General features: G+C 63.8%; 20 protein-coding genes, 1 tRNA gene and 1 pseudogene. 9 read left to right on the top strand and 13 right to left on the bottom strand.

What is annotated here, in order from left to right; genetic code table 11:
- Position 1: 1 nt before the first annotated feature.
- The 6 genes and pseudogenes from BM222_RS31080 to BM222_RS31055 all read right to left on the bottom strand — a co-directional run bounded on the left by BM222_RS31080 (position 2) and on the right by BM222_RS31055 (position 7826).
- The gene (locus BM222_RS31080; RefSeq protein WP_244547329.1) at positions 2-1324 is read right to left on the bottom strand and encodes an ABC transporter substrate-binding protein; all 1323 of its coding nucleotides are present in this window, start codon (positions 1322-1324) and stop codon (positions 2-4) included.
- A 44-nt stretch (positions 1325-1368) separates the two neighbouring features.
- Entirely contained in the window at positions 1369-2412 is a 1044-nt protein-coding gene (locus BM222_RS31075) for a CobW family GTP-binding protein (RefSeq protein ID WP_092236916.1), read from the bottom strand.
- Positions 2409-4081 (bottom strand): annotated as a pseudogene (locus BM222_RS31070) (amidohydrolase). The gene BM222_RS31075 and the pseudogene BM222_RS31070 overlap by 4 nt, the downstream one beginning before the upstream one ends.
- Positions 4082-4168: 87 nt before the next feature.
- Positions 4169-4957, bottom strand: a complete 789-nt coding sequence (locus BM222_RS31065) for an SDR family NAD(P)-dependent oxidoreductase (RefSeq protein WP_092236913.1) — start codon at positions 4955-4957, stop codon at positions 4169-4171.
- 2 nt (positions 4958-4959) lie between these two features.
- Complete coding sequence (locus BM222_RS31060; protein WP_092236910.1) at positions 4960-6345, bottom strand: transaminase; 1386 nt, start codon at positions 6343-6345, stop codon at positions 4960-4962.
- Complete coding sequence (locus tag BM222_RS31055; protein ID WP_210188522.1) at positions 6345-7826, bottom strand: aldehyde dehydrogenase; 1482 nt, start codon at positions 7824-7826, stop codon at positions 6345-6347. Before BM222_RS31055 ends, BM222_RS31060 begins: the two co-directional genes overlap by 1 nt.
- A 211-nt stretch (positions 7827-8037) precedes the next feature.
- Here BM222_RS31055 and BM222_RS31050 point away from each other — a divergent pair, with 211 nt between their 5' ends.
- The 3 genes from BM222_RS31050 to BM222_RS31040 are packed head-to-tail and all read left to right on the top strand — an operon-like array spanning position 8038 to position 11333.
- The gene (locus tag BM222_RS31050) at positions 8038-9303 is read left to right on the top strand and encodes a Tm-1-like ATP-binding domain-containing protein (protein WP_092236907.1); all 1266 of its coding nucleotides are present in this window, start codon (positions 8038-8040) and stop codon (positions 9301-9303) included.
- Positions 9300-9965 (top strand): HAD family hydrolase, encoded by a 666-nt coding sequence (locus tag BM222_RS31045; RefSeq protein WP_092236904.1) that lies wholly within the window; start codon positions 9300-9302, stop codon positions 9963-9965. The genes BM222_RS31050 and BM222_RS31045 overlap by 4 nt, the downstream gene beginning before the upstream one ends.
- Before the next feature lie 18 nt (positions 9966-9983).
- Complete coding sequence (locus tag BM222_RS31040) at positions 9984-11333, top strand: aspartate aminotransferase family protein (RefSeq protein ID WP_092236900.1); 1350 nt, start codon at positions 9984-9986, stop codon at positions 11331-11333.
- Positions 11334-11351: 18 nt separating this feature from the next.
- Here the strand turns inward: BM222_RS31040 and BM222_RS31035 are convergent, their stop codons facing one another.
- Positions 11352-12020 carry a helix-turn-helix transcriptional regulator gene (locus BM222_RS31035; protein ID WP_092236897.1) on the bottom strand — a complete coding sequence of 223 codons (669 nt, stop codon included), beginning with the start codon at positions 12018-12020 and terminating at the stop codon, positions 11352-11354.
- A 373-nt stretch (positions 12021-12393) separates the two neighbouring features.
- Positions 12394-12771, bottom strand: a complete 378-nt coding sequence (locus BM222_RS31030) for an aminotransferase class III-fold pyridoxal phosphate-dependent enzyme (protein ID WP_092236894.1) — start codon at positions 12769-12771, stop codon at positions 12394-12396.
- 237 nt (positions 12772-13008) lie between these two features.
- Between BM222_RS31030 and BM222_RS31025 the strand changes: the two genes are divergently transcribed.
- Positions 13009-13260, top strand: coding sequence for a hypothetical protein (locus BM222_RS31025; protein WP_143106110.1), 252 nt, complete (start codon positions 13009-13011; stop codon positions 13258-13260).
- 390 nt (positions 13261-13650) lie between these two features.
- Here the strand turns inward: BM222_RS31025 and BM222_RS31020 are convergent.
- From BM222_RS31020 to BM222_RS30995, 5 genes are all read right to left on the bottom strand, one after another.
- Positions 13651-13726, bottom strand: a tRNA-Lys gene (locus tag BM222_RS31020).
- A gap of 168 nt (positions 13727-13894) precedes the next feature.
- Positions 13895-14500, bottom strand: coding sequence for a Spy/CpxP family protein refolding chaperone (locus tag BM222_RS31015; protein ID WP_092236888.1), 606 nt, complete (start codon positions 14498-14500; stop codon positions 13895-13897).
- Positions 14501-14691: 191 nt separating this feature from the next.
- Positions 14692-15693 (bottom strand): TRAP transporter substrate-binding protein, encoded by a 1002-nt coding sequence (locus BM222_RS31010; RefSeq protein ID WP_092236886.1) that lies wholly within the window; start codon positions 15691-15693, stop codon positions 14692-14694.
- Between the two features lie 182 nt (positions 15694-15875).
- Positions 15876-17438, bottom strand: coding sequence for a 2-isopropylmalate synthase (locus BM222_RS31005; protein WP_092236884.1), 1563 nt, complete (start codon positions 17436-17438; stop codon positions 15876-15878).
- Positions 17439-18634: 1196 nt separating this feature from the next.
- The gene (locus BM222_RS30995) at positions 18635-18880 is read right to left on the bottom strand and encodes a hypothetical protein (RefSeq protein ID WP_092237047.1); all 246 of its coding nucleotides are present in this window, start codon (positions 18878-18880) and stop codon (positions 18635-18637) included.
- Positions 18881-19104: 224 nt separating this feature from the next.
- Here BM222_RS30995 and BM222_RS30990 point away from each other — a divergent pair, with 224 nt between their 5' ends.
- The 5 genes from BM222_RS30990 to BM222_RS30970 form a co-directional block, all read left to right on the top strand.
- On the top strand, positions 19105-20208 hold the full coding sequence (locus tag BM222_RS30990; protein WP_092236881.1) for an NAD(P)/FAD-dependent oxidoreductase: 1104 nt from the start codon (positions 19105-19107) through the stop codon (positions 20206-20208).
- Between the two features lie 227 nt (positions 20209-20435).
- The gene (locus BM222_RS30985) at positions 20436-21680 is read left to right on the top strand and encodes an ABC transporter substrate-binding protein (protein WP_092236878.1); all 1245 of its coding nucleotides are present in this window, start codon (positions 20436-20438) and stop codon (positions 21678-21680) included.
- Between the two features lie 102 nt (positions 21681-21782).
- Complete coding sequence (locus BM222_RS30980; RefSeq protein WP_092236875.1) at positions 21783-22658, top strand: branched-chain amino acid ABC transporter permease; 876 nt, start codon at positions 21783-21785, stop codon at positions 22656-22658.
- A gap of 1 nt (position 22659) precedes the next feature.
- Entirely contained in the window at positions 22660-23586 is a 927-nt protein-coding gene (locus tag BM222_RS30975; RefSeq protein ID WP_092236872.1) for a branched-chain amino acid ABC transporter permease, read from the top strand.
- The coding region (locus tag BM222_RS30970; protein WP_143106109.1) for an ABC transporter ATP-binding protein at positions 23586-24304 on the top strand (719 nt) is incomplete at its 3' end. The genes BM222_RS30975 and BM222_RS30970, both read left to right, overlap by 1 nt.

Here is a 24304-nt window from a genome sequence, read left to right as displayed (position 1 = left end):
CTCAGGCGAGCTTCGAGAGCAGCACGAGATCGGCCTGTTTCGGGATGAACGGCGCGGTGCCGTTGTGAACGATCAGGAGCTCATAGGGCGACTTGCCGCCCTTGGCCTTGCGCCACTGGCCGCCGGATAGCGAGGTGACCGCGACGTTCTTGATCGGGCTGCCCTTGAACTTCACCGGGCCGACAACGGTCTCGAGGTCCAACCCTGCGATGGCATCGCGGAGCGAGTTCTTGTCCTTGGGATCGCTGTTGCGCAAAGCGGCTAAGCCGACTTCCCAGAGCGCGTGGGCATAGCCAATCGGCTGCGTCCATTGCTTGCCGGTCGTCTTCTCCCATTCGGCCGCGAGCTCGGCTGCGCTCTGGCCGGTGAGCGAGGATTTGAAGGGATAGGCCGGCGTCCACCAGACCTCCGTCGACATGCCGTCACCGCGATCGCCGAGCGCATTGACCGCACTCGGGAACAGGAACGCCGCGGCCACCGTGCAGATCTGCGGCCTGAAGCCGGCCTGCGCGGCCTGATTCCACAGCGTCACCCAGTGATTGCCGTACGTGAACCCCGAGACGATGTCTGTGCCGGCGTTCTTGAAGGTGGAGACCTGGTTGGAGAAGTCGTCGGTCGCAATCTGGAAGCTGCCGGTCGTGACCTCCTGGAAGCCGGCCTGCTTGATGCCCGCTGGCAGGCCCAGCTTCTGATCCGAGAACGCGGTGCCCGCCGGATTGTCGATATAGAGCGTGCCGACCTTCTTGTTGGTGTCGACCGACTGCCACATGCCGACGAAATTCTTAACGACATCGTCCGCCCCCCAGAAGAAATGGAACGTGTAGGGGAAGCCCTTGTCGGGCGTCGACTTGCGCGGAAACATCCAGCCCTGCCACGGCAGCATGGTCGAGATGGTCGGCACGCCGCGGGCGTCGGCGAGCTCGCCGATCGGGATCTCGGCATCACCGTCCTCGACCAGGATGAGGTCGCATCTTTCACGAAGCACCAGCTCGCTGGCGACGACCGAGGAGCGGTTTGGATCGGACTGGTTGTCCTTGATGACGAATTCGACGGCGTAGTTCTTGCCGCCGATCTTCAGACCGTCCTTGACCAGGCCCTTCATCCGCTCATGGATCCAGGGATCCGGCTCGGCGAAGGCGGCGCGCACGCCCGATAGGCAGCCGCACCAGCCGATCTTGATCGTGCTCGACGCCGCGCCCGCGATATTGACCAGCGGCACGTTGCTTGCGGCCGCCAGACCAGCGGTTCCGGCGGCCTTGAGTAGGCTCCGGCGGCTGATCTTCCCGCTTCTGACGTTCGCTGTGAACTTGCTGCTCTCGCTCACGACATACCTCCTGCAAATCATCCGTTGATGAAAACTGGTCCAAGTCACGCGGCCGGTCGCGTGATGCTCTCGCGACTGATCTCGCCGAACCGCGCCAGCGTGCGCTCGATCGCCTCTGCCGGAATATCGCGGACGATGAAGACGAGGCGCGAGCTGCGGTCGGCCGACGGCCAGCTATCCAGCGCGATCGGCGGGTGCAGCACATGCTGCACGGCATGGACGACCACCGGCCCCTGCGGCCGGTCGGCGACGTTGACCAGCGCCTTGAAGCGCAAGAGGTCGTCGCCTTTGAGCGCCGCGACGTAATCGAGCCAGCGCGAGAACGCTGCCCAGCGGATCGGCTCGTTCACGACGAGGCTGAAGCAGGAGATCCGCGACCGGTGCGCGTGATGATCGTGATGACGGGGACCAGGCGCCGTTGCGGCCGTGAACCAGCTTGCGACCTGCTCCGACCGCGCTTGCGGCGCGAACAGTCCCGCTTCGAGCAGCGCGTCCGGGGTGATCGATCCGTGATTCACAGGCATGACCGACACCGTCGGATTGATCGCGCGAATCCGCTGCTCCACCGTCGCAACGGTGCCGGCTTCGGCGAGGTCTGCCTTGGTCAGCAAAATGCGGTCCGCGACCGCGATCTGCTTGACCGCCTCGGGATGACCGTCGAGCGAGGGGATCGCGTTGACCGCATCGACGGTGACCACCACGCCATCGATCCGATAGCGGGCACCGATGCGGGGAGCCGTCATCAGTGTATGCAGCACCGGAACGGGGTCGGCGAGGCCCGTGGTTTCGATCAGGACGCGGCGGATCGGCGGTAGCCGCCCTGTGGCTTCGCGCGCCGGCAAATCCTCGAGCAGCGCAACCAGGTCCTCGCGGACCGAACAGCAGACGCAACCATTGTCGAGCAGCGCGAACCGCTCTTCGCTCGTCTCCACCAGGAGATGATCGAGCCCGACCTCGCCGAACTCGTTGATGATTGCGACCGTCCCATCCATGCCGGGTTGACGCAGCAGATGGTTCAGGACCGTGGTCTTGCCGCTGCCGAGAAAGCCGGTCAGCACGGTCACGGGAATGAGCGGAGCATCCGTCATGGGCGGCGCTCGTAGACTTTGCGACCTTCGAAGAAGGTCAGTTCAACGTTGGTCTCGGCGATCTGGTCGGCGGGGATATCGAACAAGGGCTGATCGAGCACGATGAGGTCGGCGGACTTGCCGACCTCGATCGACCCCGTGATATTCCCGAGGCCAGCCGCGCGCGCGGCATTGATCGTGTAGATCTCGATCACGGTTTCGAGGTCCAGCGCCTGCTCCGGCCACAGCGAGGCGCCGGGAAAGTCGCCGGCGGGATTGCGGCGTGTCACCATGCCCTCGATGCCATGCCACGGATCGGGATTCGGGATGACCGGCCAGTCGGAGCCGCCGGCCATCAAGGCACCAGCGACCTTGAGGTCGCGATTGGGCCAGAAACGCTGCGCCCGCTCCGTGCCCATCGCGGCCTTGTGCGCCTCAAGGAACACAGTCGGAAACCAGATGATCGGCGACAGGTCGGCGGCGACGCCCAGATCGGCAAAGCGCGGGATGTCATCGGGCGCGATGTAGCTCGCATGCGCGATGTGGTGGATGAGCGCGGTCGGGCCGTTAAACGAGCGTACTACCTCGATCGCATCGAGCGCCTGCGTAACGGCGGCATCCCCGGCGCAATGGATCTTGGCCGCGAGTCCGATCTTCTCGCATTTGCCGAGCCAGCGGATCAGCTCCGGCACCGTCAGCATCGTGGTGCCGCGGAAGCAGCAACCGCGCACGGGATCGGCGACATAAGGCTCGTGAAACGCAGCTGTCTTGGCCCCGGGCACGCCGTCCAGGAACATCTTGGCATAGTCCGGCTTCACATGGGCGGAGCGATATTGATCGCGCAGCGCGAACAGCTCCTCGCCCGCCATTCCAAACATGAACCCGGGTTCGACGATCGGCATGGCGCAGACCGCCCAGGCCGACAGCTCGCCGCGACCGTCTAGTCCTTTCAGAGCGGCGAGGATCGGCTGCATGCTCGCCGCATCGACAAAGCCGGTGACGCCGAACGAGTTGAGAACGCCGATTGAGCGAGCAACCGCGGCGCGGTCCATCTCGGCCGTGTAGTGTCCTGCCTTGGCGAGCGCGCGCTCGATGATGCCGGAGGCCGCTTCCACCATCAATCCGGTCAGGCGACCACTGTCGATATCCCGGCCGATCTCGCCATCGACTGGGTTTTGCGTCTCGGCGGTGACGCCCGCGATCCGCAACGCTTCTACGCTGGCCCAGCGATTGTGATAGCTGTCGTCGCGCAGCAGCACGGGATGGCCGAGGCTCGCGGTGTTGAGCTCGGAGGCGGCGGCGTCGGAGTTGAGCTTGGACAGGAGGTCGTTGCCGAACTGGCCGCCGACGATCCAGGCTCCGGGAGCGGCCTTCTCGGCCGCGTCCTTCACGGCGGCGGCGATCTGGCTGATCGAATGGTTCGACGGAAAGCGCAGCTATAGAGATCGGCCTGCCCGCCCATCATGATGTGATTGTGGATGTCGATGATGCCGGGCATCGCGGTGCGGCCGCCGAGATCAATCACTCTGGTGTCGCTCCCGACAAACGATTTGACATCGTCTTCCTCGCCGACGGCCACGAAACGACCGGCCTTGACCGCCGCGCAGCTCGCCCAGGGCCGCTCGCGATTGACGGTGTAGATCCTGCCGTTCCGGAACAGCGTATCCGCGCTGGTCTTGATCTCGCTCATTCCTCGATCCCGTTTGCCCGGAGAGCTTGTTCCGCGCGCTGGTTGGTCACAATCAGCCGTTCGGTTGATGAGGGCGCACCACGCCGGTCAGCCCCATTGCCGTTCGACGGCGAAGCCGGTTTCCGGAAGCATCGTTCCGCCGTCGATGACGATGGTCTGGCCGGTGACGTAGCTTGCCTGCTCGGAGGCGAGATAGAGCATGGCATAGCCGACGTCGTCCGCGGTCCCGATCCGGCCCATCGGGATGTGGCGCGCGATCCGCGACAGATTCTCTGTCGTGCTCAACGTGCCGCGCCCGGGCTTGGCGATGAAGCCGGGCTCGACGGCGTTGGCCGTGATCCCGTCGCGCGCGAGCTCGAAGGCGGCCCCCCGGATAAAGGCGTTGACGCCGGCTTTCGCCGCGGAATAGTGCGCGCCACCGCCCATCGCCAGCCGCGCCGAGATCGACGAGGTCACAAGGATGCGGCCATAACGGCGGGCGCGCATATGCGGCGCCGCCGCCTGGATGAGCCAGATCGCCGCGGTGAGATTGATCGACAGGGCCTTGTCGAGCTTGTCCTCGTCGAGGTCGTCGAGCGTCGCCCAGGGACAGCCGCCGGCATTGTGGACAAGGATATCGAGCCGGCCGAGTCGTTCGGCGACACGATCGACGAGGTTGCTTAAGGCAGGCCGATCGAGCCCGTCGAACGGGATCGTGCTCACAGCGAGACCGCGTCGGCTCAAATCAGCCGCGAGCGCGTCGGCTACGTCCTTCGAGCGGTTGGCGATCACCACATGGGCACCCGCCTCCGCAAAGCGTGTGACGATCGCAGCCCCAATGCCCCGCCCGCCGCCGGTGACGAGCGCGACGCGGTCGGTCAGATCGAACGGCGCCATGTTCAGATCACTCCCGCATCGCGCACCAGCTCAACGAACCGCTCGAACACGTCGCCATGCCTGTTAACATCGGCCGACGATGTCGCCGGGCAAATCAGCAACATGCCGTGGAAGGGTGTGATCAGGATGCCTTCGTTCATGTAGAAGGCATGCATCAGTGTCTCGAGCTCGGGCTGCCGTCCGGCGATGACTTCGGCGCCGTTGCGCGGGACATCTCTCATGAACATGATCTCGATGCGGGCGCCGATCTGCGTCACATGCCATGGCAGCGCGCTTCGCGCGATGATATCGCGACCGCGAGCGGCCAGCCGCTCGGCATGCTCGATCATGCCCGCATAGGCCGGCGCCGTCAGGACTTCTTCCAGCACCGCGCGCATCGCGGCAACGGCCAAGGCGCCGCCGGCCAAGGTGCCGCCGAAGCCGAGATGCGCTGATTGCCGATGCCGCGGATTGACGGGGGGAACGATGTGCCAAAGCCTTTCGGCCAGGGCCTGGTCGAGACCAAAGATACCGGCTGGAATGCCGCCGGCGATCGCCTTGCCGGCGACAAGGATGTCGGGCTCGAGGCCGCAGAGCACCGTACAGCCCCCCGGCCCGCAGGATAGCGTGTGCGTCTCGTCGATGATCAACACGGAGCCGGCCCGCCGCGTCGCATCCCGCAAACGGCGATGAAAGCCGTCGGCGACCGGGATCATGCCGAAATTGGTCATGACGGGCTCGGTGAGCACGCAGGCGACGTCGCCTGCGGCAAGCGCCGTCTCCACCGCCGCAATGTCGTTGAATTCGACGACCCTGGTTACGGCATCGTAATCGACGGCGTTCGGATGGATCATGTTGCGCAAACCGATCCGCCCCTCGCGGATCTCGACATGCGCCTCGTCGACCCCGCCATGATAGCAGCCCGAGAACACCAGAACCTTGGTCCGGCCCGTGACCATGCGCGCAATGCGAATGGCCGCGCGATTGGCGTCGGTTGCCGATGTCGTCAGGGTCCAGTACCGAGGACCGAAGCGGCGCGACAGCTCGGCGCCGACCCAGAGGCTGTCCTCGGTCGGCAACATCATGGTGGCGCCGCGCGCGATCTGCCGCGTCACCGCACGTGTCACCGCCTCCGGCGCGTGTCCGCACATCGCACCGGTGTCGCCAAGGCAGAAGTCGATATAGTCGCGGCCGTCGATATCTCTAATATGAGCACCTGAGGCGGCGTCTACATAAATCGGAAATCCTCCAGCCCAGCGCCGCATCCAGTGCGAGGGGGCACCATAAAGGAAGTGCCGCCGGCCTTCCCGCCATGCAGCCGCGGAACGCGGATGTAGACGCAGAAAGCGCGCCTGTTCGGCGTCGATCAGCCGATCGAGCGCCGCCGTTCGGTTTTCTGTTGTCACCATCACAATGCAATCCAGGCGGTTTTCCGATCGGTATATTCGTCGAAGGCATGTAGCGACTTGTCTCGGCCGAAGCCGGACTGCTTGAAGCCCCCGAGCGGCACCGTCACGTCGGTCCCGCCATAGGTGTTCACGTGCACCACCCCGGCATTGATCGCGCGCACCATGCGGTGCGCAGTGCGAAGCGACCCTGTCCAAACCGCCGCTGCGAGACCGTACGCGCTCGCATTCGCGAGCCGCACCGCCTCCTCCTCATCTTCGAAACGCGTCACCGCAAGCACCGGCCCAAAGACCTCCTCGCGCCACAGAGTCATCTCGGAATCCACGCCGGCAAGGATCGTCGGCGCCATGTAGTAGCCGCCGCGCTCCTCATGCAGCCGCCTGCCACCGCACAGGCGCTGGGCGCCCGCCCGCTCTGCCCGCTGCACGACATCGAGGTTTTTGCACAGCTGAGCTTCGCTATTGACCGCCCCGATATCGAAGGCAAGGTCGAGAGGATCACCGACCTTGAGCTTGCCGGTGATCGCGAGCAGCTCGCTCATGAAGTGATCGTAGACCGCGGCCTGCACCAGCAGCCGCGAGCCGGCGACACAGACCTGGCCGGAGTTGCGAAAGATGCCGTTCGCCGACACTTTTGCGGCCTGCTTGATATCAGGCACATCGGAGAATACGACGTTCGGCGATTTGCCGCCGAGTTCGAGATAGACCCGCTTGAGGTTCGAGCGCGCCGAATATTCCAGGAGCCGTCGGCCGACCGGGCCCGATCCGGTGAAGGCGAGCACGTCGACGTCCATGTGCAACGCCAGCGCTTCGCCAGCGGTCGCACCGCGACCGGTGACGACATTGAGCACGCCGTCGGGCAATCCCGCCTCGCTCGCAAGCGCCGCCAGACGCAGCAGCGTGAGCGAGGCAGTTTCCGGCGGCTTCACCACGACGGAATTGCCGGCGGCAAGCGCCGGCGCGATCTTCCAAGCACCGATCATCAGCGGAAAGTTCCAGGGGACGATCACGCCGACCACGCCGAGCGGCTCACGATGAATGAGGCCAAGCACCTCGCGGGCCGTGGGCGCGATCTCGCCATAGATCTTGTCGATCGCCTCAGCATAGTAGCGAAGGGTCGCGACCGCTGACAGCGGTTCCGCCTTGTACGCCATGCCGATTTCGGTGCCGTTGTCGCGCACGCCGAGCACGGCGAGCTCCATTGCGTGTCGCTCGACGAGCTCGGCGAACCGCAGCAGGATTTTCTTGCGTTCCGCAGGCGCGGCACGCGACCAGGCGCCGTTGTCGTAGACGCGGCGAGCGGCATGGACCGCACGATCGATATCGGCGGCATCGCCATCGGCGATGGTCGTCAATCGCTGGCCGTCGATCGGAGAGATCACGTCGAGTCTGGCGCCGCCTGCGCCGGGCACTGCAGCACCCGCAATGAAATGCTGCTGCGGGGAAATCGCTGCTGTTCGCAGCGAGTCGATGTCGGATTGCAACATGAGGAAGCCCGGAAATGCTGGATCGAATGCTGTGCAGCCGATCGCGATCACACGCAGCCATTGAGCTGCGACGCGCCGCTTCTCACAATCCACCGATAGGTGGATGTCATGCTTTGCAACAAATCCATAACCTCGCCGACGACGATCACCCCGCGCACGGACGTGCACCATTGCGCGTTCCCTCGTTCAAAACCGGCATTCCGAAGACATGACCAACAGATCACGCCCGCGCATCCTGCTGATCGGCACCGGCGATACGAAATCGGACGAGCTCCTGTTCATGCAGCGTTGCATCGATGCTGCCGGCGGCGCGACGATCATGATGGACATCAGCGTGCTCGGCGATCCCCCGTACAAGGCGGCCCACGACAAGCATGCGGTGGCCGCGGCCGCCGACACGACGATCGACGCCGTGATCGCGAGCGGCGATGAAAATTCGTCGATGACCTTAATGGCACGGGGTGCCGCCCGACTGACGCGGCAACTCTGCGACGACGGCCAGATCGAGGCCATGATCGCGATCGGCGGCACCATGGGCACCGACCTCGCGCTCGATGTCGCGCTCGCCCTGCCGCTCGGCTTTCCCAAGCTGATCGTGTCGACCATCGCGTTCTCGCACCTGATTCCGCCGGAGCGCATCGCCGCCGACCTGATGATGATCCTGTGGGCCGGCGGGCTCTACGGCCTCAACGGCACCTGCAAGGCGGTGCTCTCGCAGGCCTGCGGCGCGATCGTCGGCGCTGCTCGCGGCGCCATCAGGCCGCAAGCCGATCGGCCGATCGTGGCGCTGACCTCGCTCGGCAAGAGCTGCCTCAGCTATATGGTCGAGCTGAAGCCGCAGCTCGAGGCGCGCGGCTACGAGGTCGTTGTGTTCCACACCACCGGCATGGGCGGCCGCGCGATGGAATCGATCGCTGCGCAGGGCGGATTCGCCGCGGTGCTCGACCTCAGCCTTCAGGAAGTCGCCAACCAATTGATGGGCTCGGTGGTGAACTCCGGCTCGGATCGCCTGATGAATGCGGGCCGCAATCGCATTCCGCAGATCGTCGCGCCCGGAGCCATCGACATGGTGGACTTTCCCGCCTGGCTGCCGGTGCCGGACGAGCTCATCGATCGCCCCTTACATGCGCATAATCGCCTGCTCGCGTCCACGACTTCGAGCCCCAAGGATCGCCGCCGCATCGCGCGCGCTATCGCCGAGAAGCTGGCAGAAGCGACGGCGCCAGTTGCTTTCGTCCTTCCGACCGGGGGCATCCAGCAATGGGACAAGGAGGGTGAGCCGCTGCACGATCCCGAGGGCCTCAATACCTTCGTCATGGAAATGCGCGCGGCGATCCGTCCGCCCGTCGAACTTCACGTGATCAAGGACCATATCAATCAGCACGCCTTCGTCGCGAAGGTGCTGGAGATCTTTGACCGCTGGGTTACCGAAGGCGTCGTTCCCGCCGGCAGGGCTGCGGTGGAGCAGACATGAGCGCGCCCGCGGAAAGCGCGCTGGTGCTGGATTTCGGCGGGGTCATCTCAAAAACTCTGTTCGAGACCCACGATGCGACTGAAGCCGCGCTCGGCCTTGCCCAGGGGACACTGACATGGCGCGGGCCCTTCGCGGAGGATACCGATCCGCTCTGGTCGGCGATGCAGCGCGGCGAACTATCCGAACGCGATTACTGGCTGGCGCGCAGCCGCGAGGTCGGCAGGCTAATCGGCGAGGACTGGAAGGACATGCAGACCTTCGTTCGCCGCGCGCGCGGCGCCGATGCAATGCTGGTGATCCGCCCCGAGGCCGAGCGCACTATCCGGATCGCACGCATGGCCGGCCGCAAGCTCGCAATTCTCTCGAACGAGCTCGACCTGTTCTATGGCGCCGAGTTTCGGCGCAGACTGCCGCTGCTTGAGCACTTCGACGTCATCGTCGACGCCACCCATACCAAAATCCTGAAGCCGGATCCTCGGGCCTATGGCGCCGTTTGCGACGCCCTCGGGCTTCCGCCGCAGGCTTGCGTTTTCGTCGACGACCAGGAGCGCAATATCAAGGGTGCGATCGCCTGCGGCTTCTCCACGGTCTGGTTCGACGTTCGTCATCCCCAAGACTCTTACCGGCGGGCCCTGCAGATGCTCGGCCTCGCGTTCGATTGACGAGAAGCGGAGCTATCCATGCGCGAAATCAATTTCCTCATCGAGAACAATGCACGCCGCATTTGGCACCCGATGGCGCACCCGAAAGACATGCAGGACCATCCGCCGCGTATCATCATGAAGGGGGAAGGCATCCACGTCACCGACATCGACGGCAAGTCCGTGCTCGATGCAGTCGGCGGGCTCTGGAACGTGACGCTCGGCTACAGCTGCGATCCGATCAAGCAGGCGATCGCCGACCAGCTCAATGAGCTGCCCTATTATTCCGGCTTTCGCGGCGTCTCAACGGGGCCCGCGATCGAACTCGCCTACGAGTTGACCGAATGGTTCAAGCCGGAAGGCATGGTGCGTGCGTTCTTCACCTCGGGCGGATCCGATTCTGTCGAGACCGCGCTGCGGCTCGCGCGGCAATACTGGAAGATCAAGGGCCAGCGCGACCGCACCAAGTTCCTGGCGCTGAAGAAGGGCTATCACGGCACGAATTTCGGCGGCGCCTCAGTCAACGGCAACGCCAATTTCCGCCGCAATTACGAACCGCTGCTGCCGGGGGTCTACCATATCCCTTCGCCCTGGACCTATCGCAATCCCTTCAATGAGAGCGATCCGGCGAAGCTCGCGCAGCTCTGCGCCAATGCGCTCGTCGACGAGATCGAGTTCCAGGGTGCCGACACCATCGCCGCTTTCATCATGGAGCCGGTGCTCGGCGCGGGCGGCGTCATCGTGCCGCACGAGAGCTTTATGGGCCTGGTCCGCGAGATCTGCGACCGCTACGGCATCCTCCTGATCTCGGACGAGGTCGTCACCGGCTTCGGCCGTACCGGCGCCTGGTCCGGCGCGCGGCTCTGGAATGTCAAGCCTGACATGATGTCGATCGCCAAGGCTGTCACGTCAGGCTATTTCCCGCTGGGCGCCACCATGATCGGCGAGAGCGTCGCCGAGGCCTTCGAGAGCGACGAGACGAGTTTCGGCTCGATCGGCCACGGCTATACCTATTCCGGCCATCCGGTCGGTTGCGCGGCCGGCATCGCCGCGCTTGCGGAGACCAAGCGCCTGAAGCTCGACGAGCGAGCCGCTTCCTCCGGCGCCGTCCTCAACGAGGCACTCGCGGCGCTCAAGCAAAAGCACGAAATCGTCGGCGACGTCCGTGGCAAGGGTCTGATGGCGGCGCTCGAGCTGGTCGCAGACCGCGGCAGCAAGAAGGCGCTCGACAAAAAGCGTGTCGGAAAGATTGCCGACGCGATCTACGATGCTGGCGTGATGGTGCGCATTTCTGGCAGCAACATCATCTTGTCGCCGCCGTTGATCATCACGGCCGACGATGCCAAGACGATCGCACGCGCGATCGATCATGGACTTGCGACTGGCTAACCGGCAAAGTCGCGGCGGCTAGTTCGGTCGCGCCATCATCGCCACCACGGCGGAGCGCGTTTCGACGCCGAGCTTCTCGAAGATGTGGAGCAGGTGCGTCTTGACCGTCGCCTGGCCAATCTTCAGGCACTCACCGATCTCGCGATTGGTGCGGCCGCAGCACAAGAGCCGCACCACGTCCATCTCGCGGCTGGTCAGGCCATAGCGCTGCCCATCCTCGGGCGGGGCCGCTCGGCCGACCAGGTTGAATTGCAGGTACTGGTGGATCTTCTGGGCGATGGTCACGACATCCTCGGGAATCCGCGCATCCTTCTCCCACGCCACGCTCATGCCGGCGACAATCTGATCGTCGCGCCGGAAGAAGAAGTCCATCATGTCGACGATCCCGCATTGATCCAGGAAGGAACGGTAGAGCGCCGTCTCGTTTGCCTGCCGCCCGGCCATCGTCCTGCTGAGGCGTGCAACTGCAAGGCCGGTCGCGTGACGCGGATGCTGCGGGTCGAACTGACACATCCCGTCGATATATTGTCGATGAAACGGCTCCGGAATGCCGGACAGCAGGAAGCGCCTGAGGTTGTAGCCCTCATCGACCTCGTAAAATGCCGTCGCCGAACCATCCAGCATAGACTGGGCAAAATTCACCGCTTCGCTCGTTGCGGGGTCCGAGCGGCCCATGAGCATCAGCATGGCCTACCCTCCTCGATTCCACTCCGTTCGGGGACATCTGCCGTGTCCTCGCTCAGTCGACGCTGGGACAGGCATAGCTCTTAGTCAAGCAATTTCCGGACCACGGCGTCGACTCAGCGCGCAGCCCAGGCGCCGCCTGAACTGCTCCTCCACCGAAGGGTTGATTGACGGGACAGGATCACCGCAGCTCACTTACATCTCGGAATTGGTCGACGCTGAGCCCTGCTCGCGAGATAAGGACAGTCCGCATTGAAAATGGGCACAATCACTCCTGGCGTTTGGCTGCCTGCCGCCGGCCGGATGAGGTTTTACCGCAGCTCTTTGTAGGCGTGGTCGTTGAGGGTCTCGCGGCGAGCTGCAGCATGCGGAGCCGTCAGGTTTCACGCAGCGAGACCTCGAGCGCTTCGGTCAGGCGGTCGACGTCGGCGTGCGAGAACGGCAGCGGCGGGCGGATCTTTAGCACATTGCCGTGCGGGCCGCAGGCACCGATCAGTATACGGCGGCGGCGCATCGCATTGACGAGTGCGCGGGTCTTCGCGCGGGCGGAGCCGGGACCGTCGGGCTCTGCGATCTCGACCCCGCAGTACAGCCCCTGCACGCGCACGTCGGCTATCGCTGCGTGGCGGCCTGCGAGGCTCTTCAAACAGCGTTCCAGATAGAGCCCAACCTCAAGGGCATGGGCGATGAGGCCTTCGGTCTCGATGACGTCGAGCAAGAACAGCTGCTCGAACCACTTTCGTCGGACGGACATGATGTAATCGTCCCTTCCCTTCCCGGCTTTGCATTCTCGATGCCGATTACTGGGGTCATCAATCACTGCCGAGGCTTTGCTACCAACTTCAATCGCGACATCATCAGCGATATAGATATCGAGAAAGGCCTCAAAACCTACTCATCGGATCTGCTTCAAGAGCTCGACGCGGAGCTGACTTAGGTTTTTCCTAGCGCAAAGGACTTGCTCTACCACTTCATGGACTCGAAGAAGGCCATGACGACGTCTGAAATCGAAGAGATCTTCAAGGAAGCCGGTGTCGATGACTCCGAGTACAAGCGCTTGCTTGAATTTCTTCTCTATTGCGGCGTCTTGGGCGTCAGGATCAAAGACGACGAGTATTTCATCTTCGACGTAAACTATGATCTAAAGGTTCTTGAAATTCGCGCCTCCAGGGCTAAGGGCGACGCATTCTACGTCGTCAATCCGGCCTTCGGTCCCGCTTTAGGCATCTTAGAAGAACCCTAGGGCGTGCACTCATTAACGCCCAGTCACAACCTGATTGACGCAAGCCGGATCGACCTAAGTAGTTGGTGGCAAGTCTGTAGGTTGAACCATCATGTGCTCGACGGAGGGATTGTCGTCTAAGCACAGCAGCGCGGCGAAGGCTTTGGTTTTCGGCGGATCCGACGATCGCAACCGACGGCCGGGAAATCTGCCATCGTTGCGCAAGGATTCGATTGCATTGCGATGTAGGTCGCGGGCACCGATCCATAGCGAATTCGAATACTTGAGATGTGCCTGACCTCGAAAACATTGAGCGGCGGTCGTTTTGCGTGACCCGGGCGTGACCCGAGGCGAACCATCGAGCGGTCGGCTTCCCGACGGCCGTCCAAGTAACTGAAATTTCGGGAGATTTGGTGGGCGCACCAGGGCTCGAACCTGGGACCCGCTGATTAAGAGTCAGCTGCTCTACCAACTGAGCTATGCGCCCGAAAGGCGGTCAATGCCTTGCGAGGCCGGTCGTTTAGCAAAGCGATCCGGATATGGCAAGCGATGCGACGCATGTTTTCCAAGGTTCTTCCACAGCCCCGGAAACGCGAAAAGCCGCTGGATTTCCAGCGGCTTCTCCAGGGTTAATTCCCGCGGAATCCCGGTACGCTCAGAGACGCCCCTCCCGATCCGGACCGCTATCGCGCTCGAAATGATCGCCCCCTCGGAAGTGGTCCATGCCACGTTCCATCATGCGGCCCATGCCGCGCTCCATGAAGTGGTGCCGCGGGCCATCCTCACCGTCGCCGAACGGGCCGCGGTGGCGGGTCAGCAGGGCAAGGCGCCGCTTCTGGCCGTCGTCGAGGGTCTTGTAGAGCGGATCGGCGGCGTCGGCGATCTTCTTCAGGGCTGCGGAGGTCGCGCCCATGTCGTCGGCGCGCTGGCGCAAACGGGCGACCGGATCATCCGGCTTGTCGCCATCCCTGTCCGCATCCGCTGGACCGGCGTTCATCCGCGCATTGGCGCGGTCGAGCCGCAGCTTGGCGAAGTCGCGCACGGCGGCCTCGACCGGCGGCCACAGCTTCTCCTGGTCGGCATTGAGCTTGAGCCCGGCATGGATGGCGGCGATCCGCGCGTCGACCATGGCAGCGCGGTCTTCCGGGTTCATGCGGATGTGGCGGAAGTGCTCCATCCACGGGCGATGAAACTGGGCATAGACCGCTCCCGAGCCGGCGATGCTGAGCACGGCGATGGCGGCGATGGTGAACTTCCTCATACGAACCTCCTTTGGAAGGGTGCCCTGAAGATGAGGTGCCCGGGGCCAAGGCGCAACTTACAACTTGGACAGAGAGGGCGTTCTAACGAAGATGTAACGGCCGTGAATTTTGGTTCAGCCACAACCGGAAATCATTCGCAACAAGGGCTTCCGTGCAACTCGCACGGAAGCCTCATCATCGTTGGTTGAGACTAGTTCGTCGTGCTCTTGGCTTCCTTCTGGAATTCGTCGATCAACGGCTGGCCGACGCGGCTTGCCGCGTCCTTGTAGACCGGCTCCATCGCCTTTCGCATCGCCTCGTCCTGCTCCGGCGTGAGCTCGATGATCTCGCTCTTGCCGCTCTTCTTGATTTCGGCGAGCGCGTCGTCGTTCTCCTTCTGCGACTGCGCGTTGTTGAAGTCGGTCGCTTCCTTCATTGCTTTCGACAGCTGGTCGCGGACATCAGCCGGAAGATCATCCCAGAACTTCTTGTTCACGATCACGACGTAGCCGATGTAACCGTGGTTGGTCTCGGTGATGTACTTCTGCACCTCGTGCATCTTCTGGGTATAGATGTTCGACCAGGTGTTCTCCTGCCCGTCGACCACGCCGGACTGCAGCGCCTGATAGACTTCCGAGAACGCCATCACCTGCGGCAGCGAGCCGAGCGCCTTGAACTGCGCCTGCAGCACGCGCGAGGACTGGATGCGGAACTTGACGCCCTGGTAATCGCTCGGCGCCACCAGCTTCTTGTTGGCGCTCATCTGCTTGAAGCCGTTGTCCCAATAGGCAAGGCCGGTGATGCCCTTCGGCTCGAGCAGTTTGAGCAGCTTTGCCCCTAACGGGCCTTCCGTCACCTTACGCAGCGTCTTCAGATCAGGGAGGATATAGGGCAGATCGAACACCTCGAACTCGCGGATGCCGAGCGGTCCGAACTTGGAATTGGACGGCGCCAGCATCTGCACGCTGCCGAGTTGCAGCGCCTCGAGCTCTTCCTTGTCCTTGTAGAGCGACGAGTTCGGATAGACCTCGATCTTCACCTTGCCGCCGGTGTATTTCTCGGCGAGTTCCTTGAATTTCTCGGCTGCCTTGCCCTTCGGCGTGTCGGTCGCGACGACGTGGCTGAACTTGATGATGATCGGGTCGGCGCTGGCGGGGCCGGCAAGACCCAAAGCCAATGCCGCGACGGACGCCGCGATCGCGAAGGTGCGCATGATCTCTCCCTGCTATTCTCTTGTTGTTCTCTCGGGCTGCCCAACGCGGGCGTCTATCCCCAAGCCGGGAGCATCAATAGCGACTCGCGCACCGAGCCGCTATCGGTCGTTCGCAGGGCTGCCATTCATGATGAACGACAAAGCCGCCTCTCCCGCAAAGGGGAGAGGCGAAGCAAGCCGCGTCAGCTCGCCGCAGCCGTCGTCACGGTGTCGCGCTGGCGCTTCATGACGATCTTGTTGAGCGCGCCGAGATAGGCTTTAGCCGAGGCGACCAGCGTATCCGGATCCGCGGCGCGCGCCGTCATCGAACGGCCGTCATGCGACAGCCGCACCGAGACTTCCGCCTGCGCGTCGGTGCCTTCGGTCACGGCGTGGACCTGATACAGCTCGAGCTTGGCCTCGTGCGGAACGAGACGCTTGATGCAGTTGAACACCGCATCGACAGGACCGTTGCCTTCGGCCTCCTCGATCTTGATCTGGCCCTCGACGTCGAGCTTCATGGTCGCACGCTGCGGGCCATGGGTGCCGGCGATCACGGTCAGCGAGGTCAGCTTGATGCGGTCGTGCGAGGCCGCCATCTCCTCGTCGACCAGCGCCTCGATGTCCTCGTCATAGATGTCCTTCTTGCGGTCGGCGAGCGCCTTCATCCGCGTGAACGCATCCTCCAGCTGGTTGGGGCCGAGCTTGTAGCCCATCTCTTCCAGCTTGTGCACGAAGGCATGGCGGCCGGAGTGCTTGCCGAGCACCAGCGAGGACTGCTTCAGGCCGACCATCTCGGGCCGCATGATCTCGTAGGTGGAGGCATCCTTCAGCACGCCGTCCTGGTGAATGCCGCTCTCGTGCGCGAACGCGTTCCGGCCGACGATCGCCTTGTTGTACTGGACGGGAAACGAGGTCGCCGCCGACACCACCTTCGAGGCGCGGGTGAGCTGCGTGGTGTCGATCTTGTTCCAGTACGGGAATTTGTCGTTGCGCACGTTGATCGCCATCACGATCTCTTCGAGCGCGGCGTTGCCGGCGCGCTCGCCGATCCCGTTGACGGTGCACTCGACCTGGCGCGCGCCGCCGACGACGCCGGCCAGCGAGTTCGCAACCGCCATGCCGAGATCGTTATGGCAGTGCACGGAGAACACGGCCTTGTCGGAGTTCGGCACGCGCTCGATCAGCGTCTTCATGAAGTGGGTGTATTCTTCCGGCACCGTGTAGCCGACGGTATCGGGGATGTTCACCGTGGTCGCACCGGCCTTGATGACCGCCTCGACGATGCGGCACAGATAGTCCATCTCGCTGCGGGTGCCGTCCTCGGCCGACCATTCGACGTCGTCGATCTGGTTGCGGGCGCGCGCGACCATCGCAACCGAGGTTTCGATCACCTGCTCCGGCGTCTTGTTCAGCTTCACCCGCATGTGCAGCGGCGAGGTCGCGATCACGGTGTGGACGCGGCCGCGTTTTGCAAATTTCACCGCCTCGGCGCAGCGGTCGATGTCGGCCGGGTGCGCGCGCGACAGGCCGGCGATGATCGAATTCTTGGAGCGGCGGGCGATCTCGCTGACCGCCTGGAAGTCGCCTTCGGAGGTGATGGGGAAGCCGGCTTCGATGACATCGACACCCATATCATCCAGCAGCTCGGCGACCTCGAGCTTCTCCTCGAAGGTCATGGTAGCGCCGGGGCACTGCTCGCCGTCGCGCAGCGTGGTATCGAAAATGATGACGCGGTCCTTATCGGACTTGTTCGCGGGGGCCATTGAAAAATTCCTTTTGAGCTTTCGCGCCGTCAGTCTTAAGGGCGCTTGAGGTATCCGGTGATCTCGACCAACCCCTGAGCGCCCAGGCGCGTTGCGCCCAGCCGGCCCTCAGGGGCAAGTAAGAAGAAGCCCGCCAAGAAGGAGGGTGGGCAGCAGCACGGCCGGGATCGTGGCGGCGGCCAGCGCCACCTCCGCCGAAATCCCATCAATTTGGCCGCGAATCAGCATTGCCAGACCCTTTGAGCCCTGAATCCTCGGTCAAAACCGTTGACGGTTGGTTGCCGGGAGGCCCAGTGAAGTCGTTTCTAGACGAGAAATGGCAGCAACTGCAACGCCAAAAGATGGTCAGGGCGACTGACCTGGTTGCCTCCGTTCCCGGACGCGCTGCAACGCGCAAGCGTTGCTGCGCAGAGCGGGGGCGAGACGGTATGGCGCGGCGAGATGGGCCCCGGCTCTGGGACGCACCACCGAAGAAGCGCCGCGTTGCGTACGGGGCACGAGAGTGCTCCCCCTGAGATGAACTTCGAAACATCAGACACACCTACGCCTTCTCGCGGCGCGTTTCGCCCGAGGGTTGCTCTTCTCGTCACGCCCTCGATAGAAAGGGCGCAGGGAAGGCCGGGTGCTGACCTCGCACCCGCGGTCTGCTGCGCGAAAACGTAGCGCAAGGAGACCGCACAGCAGCATACAGGTGTGGCCGAACACACGGCCTTCCCTGCGCAGTGGTCGGACGGCTTATGCCGTGCTCTCCCGGGAGCCGAATTCCTTCTGGCCTCCCTCGCCTTACGGAAGTTACCGGCGCCGCGCCGGTTGGCGCCGATGCCGCATCCGCAAGACTTGACCGTAGCGACGACGGCGAGGACCACACGGTTTTGCCGTACGCAGGCAGATCCGGCCTCGCCAAAAGGCTGGCCGGACACGGCGCCGTTCGTCCAACGCGGCTTGCGAGGTGCTCACGAGGCTCGGCTCAATCCACTGCCCCGCCCTGCCACTCACATCCGCGACGGCGCCGCCCACGTCCACCGCAGCCCGATCCGCGGCTCGTGACGACGTACGACCGCCCCTTTTCGCCGGATCAGGATCGGCGGCATCTACGACAAATCCGAATTTCGATAAAGCGAAATATTTTGATGCGGGCTGATTGACCCAAGGCTTTGGTGTTTTGCGGTCGGCGGTGCAATTCCTTGTAGGTCGGGTTATCCCACGCGGCGGGCGCGGGCCCTGGTCTCCCAGCGATCCAGCATCTGGCCGAGTTCACCGACGGCGGCGAGCGGAGTGTCGTTGGTGTTCGCGGGCACGGTCGGGCTCAGCCAGTCCGGCTGCGTGTAGCCGTTCGAGCGGCGAGCCGCGGCACGCCGTTTGCGGGACTTGAAATCGCGCGTGAAATAGCCGGCCGCATACGCGGTCCCGAGCAACACGATCAATGTGATGACACCTTGCACCATTGGCTGCGACCTTTCTTGTAAAACTTCTGCGCAGCAATAGGGGCGAGGTCAAGGCTTGACGGGGCCCAAACTGGGGCTCGGTTGAGCCCGACACGAATGGCGGTGCGGGACCGGCCTGCGACGGCGCGAGCCCTGTTGCGATACGGCGCCGGCGTACCTCGCCCGCGCCGTATTGTCTGGATAACATCATCCTTGAGAGAGGACTCATCAATGTCGAATCCATGCGCGTTGTGATTTGCGGCGGCGGCGTGATCGGGGCTTGCACGGCCTACTTCCTGCGTCGTCGCGGCGTCGATGTCATCGTGGTTGAGCGAACCGACATCGCAGCCGCGGCATCCGGCAAGGCTGGCGGCTTCCTCGCGCGGGACTGGTGCGCCGGCACGCCACTCGATGCGCTGGCACGTCGCAGCTTTGCACTTCACGCGCAATTGGCCGGGGAGATCGCGGGCGATTGGGGCCACCGTCCGATGAGCGCGTACAGCGGCTATGTCGCGCCCGATGGCGATCCTCGGCGGAACACACAATCGGCGCTCGACTGGCTGAGCGACGGCGTCGTGATCGCACAGCGCATCGGAACGGCCGAGACGACCGCGATCGTTCATCCCAGGAAATTCACCTTGGCGATGATGAAGGCGGCGATCGCAGATGGCGCCGAGCTTCGCCATGACCGCGTCATAGGCCTCGTCCGCGATGCGGATGGGACGCGCGCGAAGGGTGTCGAGATCGACGGCGGTATCATCGAAGCCGATGCCGTTGTGATCGCGATGGGACCATGGTCGCTGCTCGCGGCGCAATGGACGAGCCTGCCCGCTGTCTATGGCCAGCGTAGCCCGAGCATTGTGTACGACCTCGGCCCCAACGCACCCGCCGATGCGTTGTTCCTGGAATCCGAGATCGATGGCGAGGCGGCGTCGATCGAGGTGTTTCCACGCGCCGATGGCAGCGCGCATATCACCGCGCTCTCCGATATCGCGCCGCTGCCCCTCGATCCGATGGCGGTGACGCCTGACAGCGATGCGATCGTGCGCCTGCAAGCCATGTCCGAACGGCTGTCGCCGCTGTTTCGCCCGGAAATGATCATCGCGCAGCAGGCCTGCTTCCGCCCCGTGACCGAAGACGGCCTGCCGCTGATCGGCCGGATACCGCAAAGCGAAGGCCTCTATGTCGCGACCGGACACAATGTGTGGGGCATCCTGAATGCGCCCGCGACCGGCGAAGCCTTGGCGCAGCTGATCATGGATGGCGTGACACGAGACGTGAACCTCGCGCCATTCGACCCGGGCCGGCTTCAGCCGCTCGACCCATCTTTGCTGCGAGCGCGCTGAGCCTGCGCGTCGGCGGCCTTGCACACCTGCGATACACTCGCATGCCCGCCGACGAAATCTGCATGCCTGCTTTCGGAATACCCGTGTGCCGTGCCCGATATTTACGCAGCTAGACTTTAGTCCTCATCGTACAATCCTGAATACAGTTTTACTTGCCGAGGATTCTCTCGCCGTTATAGTCCGACCCAACAGCTCAAAGAAGCTTGATTGAAGGGAGAGAGAATACCATGAACAAAGCACTCTCTGGTGCATTGCGAGGCGCGTTTGGTGCGGCCGCAGCGGGCGCATTGTTGGCAGCCTCAGGCGCGGCCTTTGCGGCCGATCCGATCAAGATCGGCGTGATCGCGGAAGCGCAAGCGATCGCCGGCGCCTCGATCCCGCAAGCGGCGCAGCTCGCCGCCGACGAGATCAACGCCGCGGGCGGCGTCGACGGCCGCAAGATCGAGATCATCGGCTACGACAATCACTCGTCCTCGGCGGATTCAGTGCGCGCGTTTCAGCGCGCGGTGAACGAGGACAAGGTCAATGCCGTCATCGCCAGCTATATCAGCGAAGTGGTGCTGGCGCTGGAACCGTGGGCGGCGCGGCTGAAGACACCGTTCGTCACGCCGGGCGCGGCCTCCAACGAGATCAGCAAGAGCGTCCACGCCGACTACGAGAAGAACAAATACACATTCCACGGCTATCTGACCTCGGCGGCGCTGGCGCTCTCGGTCTGCGACGGCGCCAAGGATCTGCTCGTCGACAAGCTGCACATGAAGACGGCCGTCATCATGAGCGAGGACGCCGCCTGGACCAAGCCGCTCGACATCGGTTACGAGGAGTGCCTGCCCAAGATCGGGCTAAAGGTGCTCGACCACATCCGTTTCTCGCCTGACACCACCGACTTCACCCCGATCTTCAACAAGATCGAAGGCTCGAAGCCGGATGTGATCATCACCGGCATCTCCCATGTCGGCGTGCAGCCGACGGTGCAGTGGAAGAACCAGCAGGTGCCCGTCCCGATGTTCGGCATCTCGTCGCAGGCGACCAACGAGACGTTCGCCAAGGACACCAACCAGGCGGCCGAAGGCGTGCTCTACCAGGGCGTCTCGGGGCCGGGCGTGGCCGTGACGCCGAAGTCGGTGCCGTTCGCGGAAAACTTCAAGAAGAAGTTCGGCAACTATCCCTCCTATGCCGGCTACACCGCCTATGACGAGGTCTATTACCTCGCCGATGCCGTGAAGCGCGCCGGCTCGACCGACGCCGACAAGCTTGTCGATGCGCTGGAGAAGACCGACTGGGAAGGCACGATCGGCCGCGTCCAATTCTACGGCAAGGACGATCCGTTCACGCACTCGATCAAATACGGCAAGGGCCTGATCACCGGGCTGATGCTGCAATGGCAGGACGGCAAGCAGATCGCGGTCTGGCCCAAGGAGGTCGCCAAGGCCGAGATCAAGTTCCCGAGCTTCATCAAGCTCAGCAACTGATCGGAGACGCTCCCGGGACGACCTCCCGGGAGCTTCCACTTGCGGCCTCCCGCAGCACCTTTCCTCAAAGCGGCAGCCAGGCTGCCACCCGGCCAATCATAAATGCGAGCTTTCCAGATCCTGATCGATGGCTTTGCCATCAGCGCTCTCTACGCTCTCGGTGCCACCGGCTTCACGCTGATCTTCGGCGTCTCAGGCGTGCTCAACCTCTCCCACGGCGCGATCATGGTGGCGGCAGCGGTGGCGGCCTGGGCCGCCGCCAGCATCCTCGGCGTCGGCACCTATGCCGGTGCGCTGATCGGGGTTGGTGTCGCGCTCCTCACGGCGTTCGCCACTTACTTCGCGGTGGTGAAGCCCATTCAGGACTCCCGTCGGATTCCGAACGAGGAGAAGGAGATCTTCGTCCTCACGGGCACACTGCTCTGGGGCATCATGATCCAGGAGCTGATCGCCTATTTCTTCACCAACAACGCCAAGACGGTGCTGCCGATCGTCGAAGGCGTCGTCGACATCCTCGGCGTCCGCACGCCGAGCAACGAGATCTTCACCGCGATCGTGTGCTGCCTCGTGATCGGACTGCTGTGGCTGCTGGTGAACCGCACCCGCACCGGCAAGGCCGTGCTGGCGGCCTCGATGAATCCGCGCGGCGTGACGCTGCTGGGGCTCGAGCTCACCAACATCTACATCGTGGTCTGGGCGATCTACGGCATCCTCGCCGGCATTGCCGGCGTGCTGCTCGGCATGTTCTTAGGGGTCAGCTCCTACAGCGTCGGGCCGCTGACTGCGAGCGCGTTCTCGATCGTCGTGCTCGGCGGCCTCGGCAGCGTCTCCGGCTCACTGATCGCGGCCTTCGTGGTCGGCTATCTCGAAACCTTGACCGCCTATCTGGTCTCGCCCGCCTACCGCACCATTCCCGCGCTGCTGCTGCTCGTGTTCGTGATGTACATCCGGCCCCAGGGCCTTCTGGGGAGGCGCTGAGATGGCTGGCTTCTTTACCTCGCGCCTGTTCTTCGTCTCGCTGGCGCTCGTCATCGTCGCGGCGACGCTGCCGCTTTATGTCTCCGGCTATGTGCTCGGCCTTCTCACCGTCGCGTTCTATTTCGGCGTGTTCGCGATGGCCTGGGACCTGCTGTTCGGCTTCGCCGGCGAAGTCAATTTCGGCCCGACCTTCCTGATCGGCGTCGGCGCGTACACCGCCGGCATCCTGAACGCCCAGTTCGGCTGGTCGGTGTATCTCTGCATCGTGCTCGGCGCGCTCGCTTCCGTCATCGCCGGTCTCGTGCTGGCGCTGCCGGCCTTGCGCGTGCGCGGGCCGTATTTCGGCCTGACCACGCTGGTCGCGGTCCTGATGCTGCAGAACTTCGTCGTCGTGTTCGCCGATCTCACCGGCGGCGAGATCGGGCTCACCATCCCCGATGTCATCACCATCAATGCCGGCGCCAACTACTGGATCGCGCTCGGCTTCATGACGATCTCGGCGGCGATCCTGTACGGCCTGTCGCAATCGCCTGTCGGCCTCGTGCTGCAAGCGAGCGGCCAGGACCCCGTGCAAGCCGGCGCGCTCGGCTTCAACATCGTCAAGCATAAGCTCGCCGCCTTCGTCGTCAGCGCGTTCTTCTCGGGCCTATCGGGCGCGCTGCTGGTGTTCTATTTCGGCACCGCCTCGGTCGGCACCGTGGTTGACGTCGCGGTCGGCGTCAACGTGATCGTCTCCGCCGTGCTCGGCGGCCGACGCACCGTGCTCGGCGCTGCGCTCGGCGCGATCTTCCTGATCGTGGCGGGCGAATTTTTGCGGCCGACCGGCGAGCTCGCGACCTTCATCGTCTCGGCGGTCGCCTTGCTCGTCGTCCTGTTCTTCCCCGGCGGCTTTCTCGGAGCGGCCCTCTCGCGCGAGGCTCGCTCGTAATGGATCAAAGGCTTTCCAACCGGCCCGTGCTCGAAGTCCGTGGCCTGACCAAACGCTTCGGTGGATTGACCGCGGTGAAGAACCTCGGCTTCGACGTCAATGCGGGCGAGATCTTCGGCCTGATCGGGCCGAACGGCTCGGGCAAGTCCACCGCGATGAAGAGCGTGATGGGCATCGAGCGCCCGACATCGGGCGACGTGATCTTCGAAGGCGAGAATGTCGCCGGCCTGCCCGCGCACAAGATCGCGCGCAAGGGCTTCGGCATGGTGTTCCAGCACTCGCGGCCGCTGAACCGGCAGACGGTGCTGGAGAACATCATGGTGGCGCTGCTGCCGGACAGCCTGTTCATGCTGCTCCCCGACAAGGCGTTGGTCGAACGCGCCAAATGGATCGCCGACCGCGTCGGCCTGGGAGGCGTGATGAATCGCCGCCCGCCGACGCTGCCGTTTGCCGATTTGCGCCGGCTCGAACTCGCGAAAGCCATCGCGCGTGATCCAAAGGTGGTGCTGGTCGACGAGCCCTTCGCCGGCCTGACCCGCGCCGAGGTCGACGTATTCTCCGACCTGATCCGCAGCTTTCGCGACGAGGGACGTGCGGTGATGCTGGTCGATCACAACGTCAAGAGCGTCGCAGCACTCGTTGACCGCGTGCTCGCGATGTATCTCGGCGAGGAGATCGTCACCGGCAAGGCCGACGACGTCATGCGAAACGAGACCGT

It is taken from the genome of Bradyrhizobium sp. Gha (assembly GCF_900113735.1).
In the GTDB taxonomy this organism is placed as follows: Bacteria; Pseudomonadota; Alphaproteobacteria; order Rhizobiales; family Xanthobacteraceae; genus Bradyrhizobium.
This window is presented reverse-complemented; position numbering and strand designations above follow the sequence as displayed.

Bases quoted from the DNA above. Each gene is read 5' to 3' on its own strand.
- BM222_RS31075 (WP_092236916.1), bottom strand. From the start codon at position 2,412: ATGACGGATGCTCCGCTCATTCCCGTGACCGTGCTGACCGGCTTTCTC.
- BM222_RS31035 (WP_092236897.1), bottom strand. From the start codon at position 12,020: ATGCTGATGCTCATGGGCCGCTCGGACCCCGCAACGAGCGAAGCGGTG.
- BM222_RS31065 (WP_092236913.1), bottom strand. From the start codon at position 4,957: ATGGCGCCGTTCGATCTGACCGACCGCGTCGCGCTCGTCACCGGCGGC.
- BM222_RS31045 (WP_092236904.1), top strand. From the start codon at position 9,300: ATGAGCGCGCCCGCGGAAAGCGCGCTGGTGCTGGATTTCGGCGGGGTC.
- BM222_RS30990 (WP_092236881.1), top strand. From the start codon at position 19,105: ATGCGCGTTGTGATTTGCGGCGGCGGCGTGATCGGGGCTTGCACGGCC.
- BM222_RS31025 (WP_143106110.1), top strand. From the start codon at position 13,009: ATGACGACGTCTGAAATCGAAGAGATCTTCAAGGAAGCCGGTGTCGAT.
- BM222_RS31015 (WP_092236888.1), bottom strand. From the start codon at position 14,500: ATGAGGAAGTTCACCATCGCCGCCATCGCCGTGCTCAGCATCGCCGGC.
- BM222_RS30975 (WP_092236872.1), top strand. From the start codon at position 22,660: ATGGCTGGCTTCTTTACCTCGCGCCTGTTCTTCGTCTCGCTGGCGCTC.
- BM222_RS31005 (WP_092236884.1), bottom strand. From the start codon at position 17,438: ATGGCCCCCGCGAACAAGTCCGATAAGGACCGCGTCATCATTTTCGAT.
- BM222_RS31050 (WP_092236907.1), top strand. From the start codon at position 8,038: ATGACCAACAGATCACGCCCGCGCATCCTGCTGATCGGCACCGGCGAT.
- BM222_RS30980 (WP_092236875.1), top strand. From the start codon at position 21,783: ATGCGAGCTTTCCAGATCCTGATCGATGGCTTTGCCATCAGCGCTCTC.
- BM222_RS31030 (WP_092236894.1), bottom strand. From the start codon at position 12,771: ATGTCCGTCCGACGAAAGTGGTTCGAGCAGCTGTTCTTGCTCGACGTC.
- BM222_RS30985 (WP_092236878.1), top strand. From the start codon at position 20,436: ATGAACAAAGCACTCTCTGGTGCATTGCGAGGCGCGTTTGGTGCGGCC.
- BM222_RS31040 (WP_092236900.1), top strand. From the start codon at position 9,984: ATGCGCGAAATCAATTTCCTCATCGAGAACAATGCACGCCGCATTTGG.
- BM222_RS31010 (WP_092236886.1), bottom strand. From the start codon at position 15,693: ATGCGCACCTTCGCGATCGCGGCGTCCGTCGCGGCATTGGCTTTGGGT.
- BM222_RS31060 (WP_092236910.1), bottom strand. From the start codon at position 6,345: ATGGTGACAACAGAAAACCGAACGGCGGCGCTCGATCGGCTGATCGAC.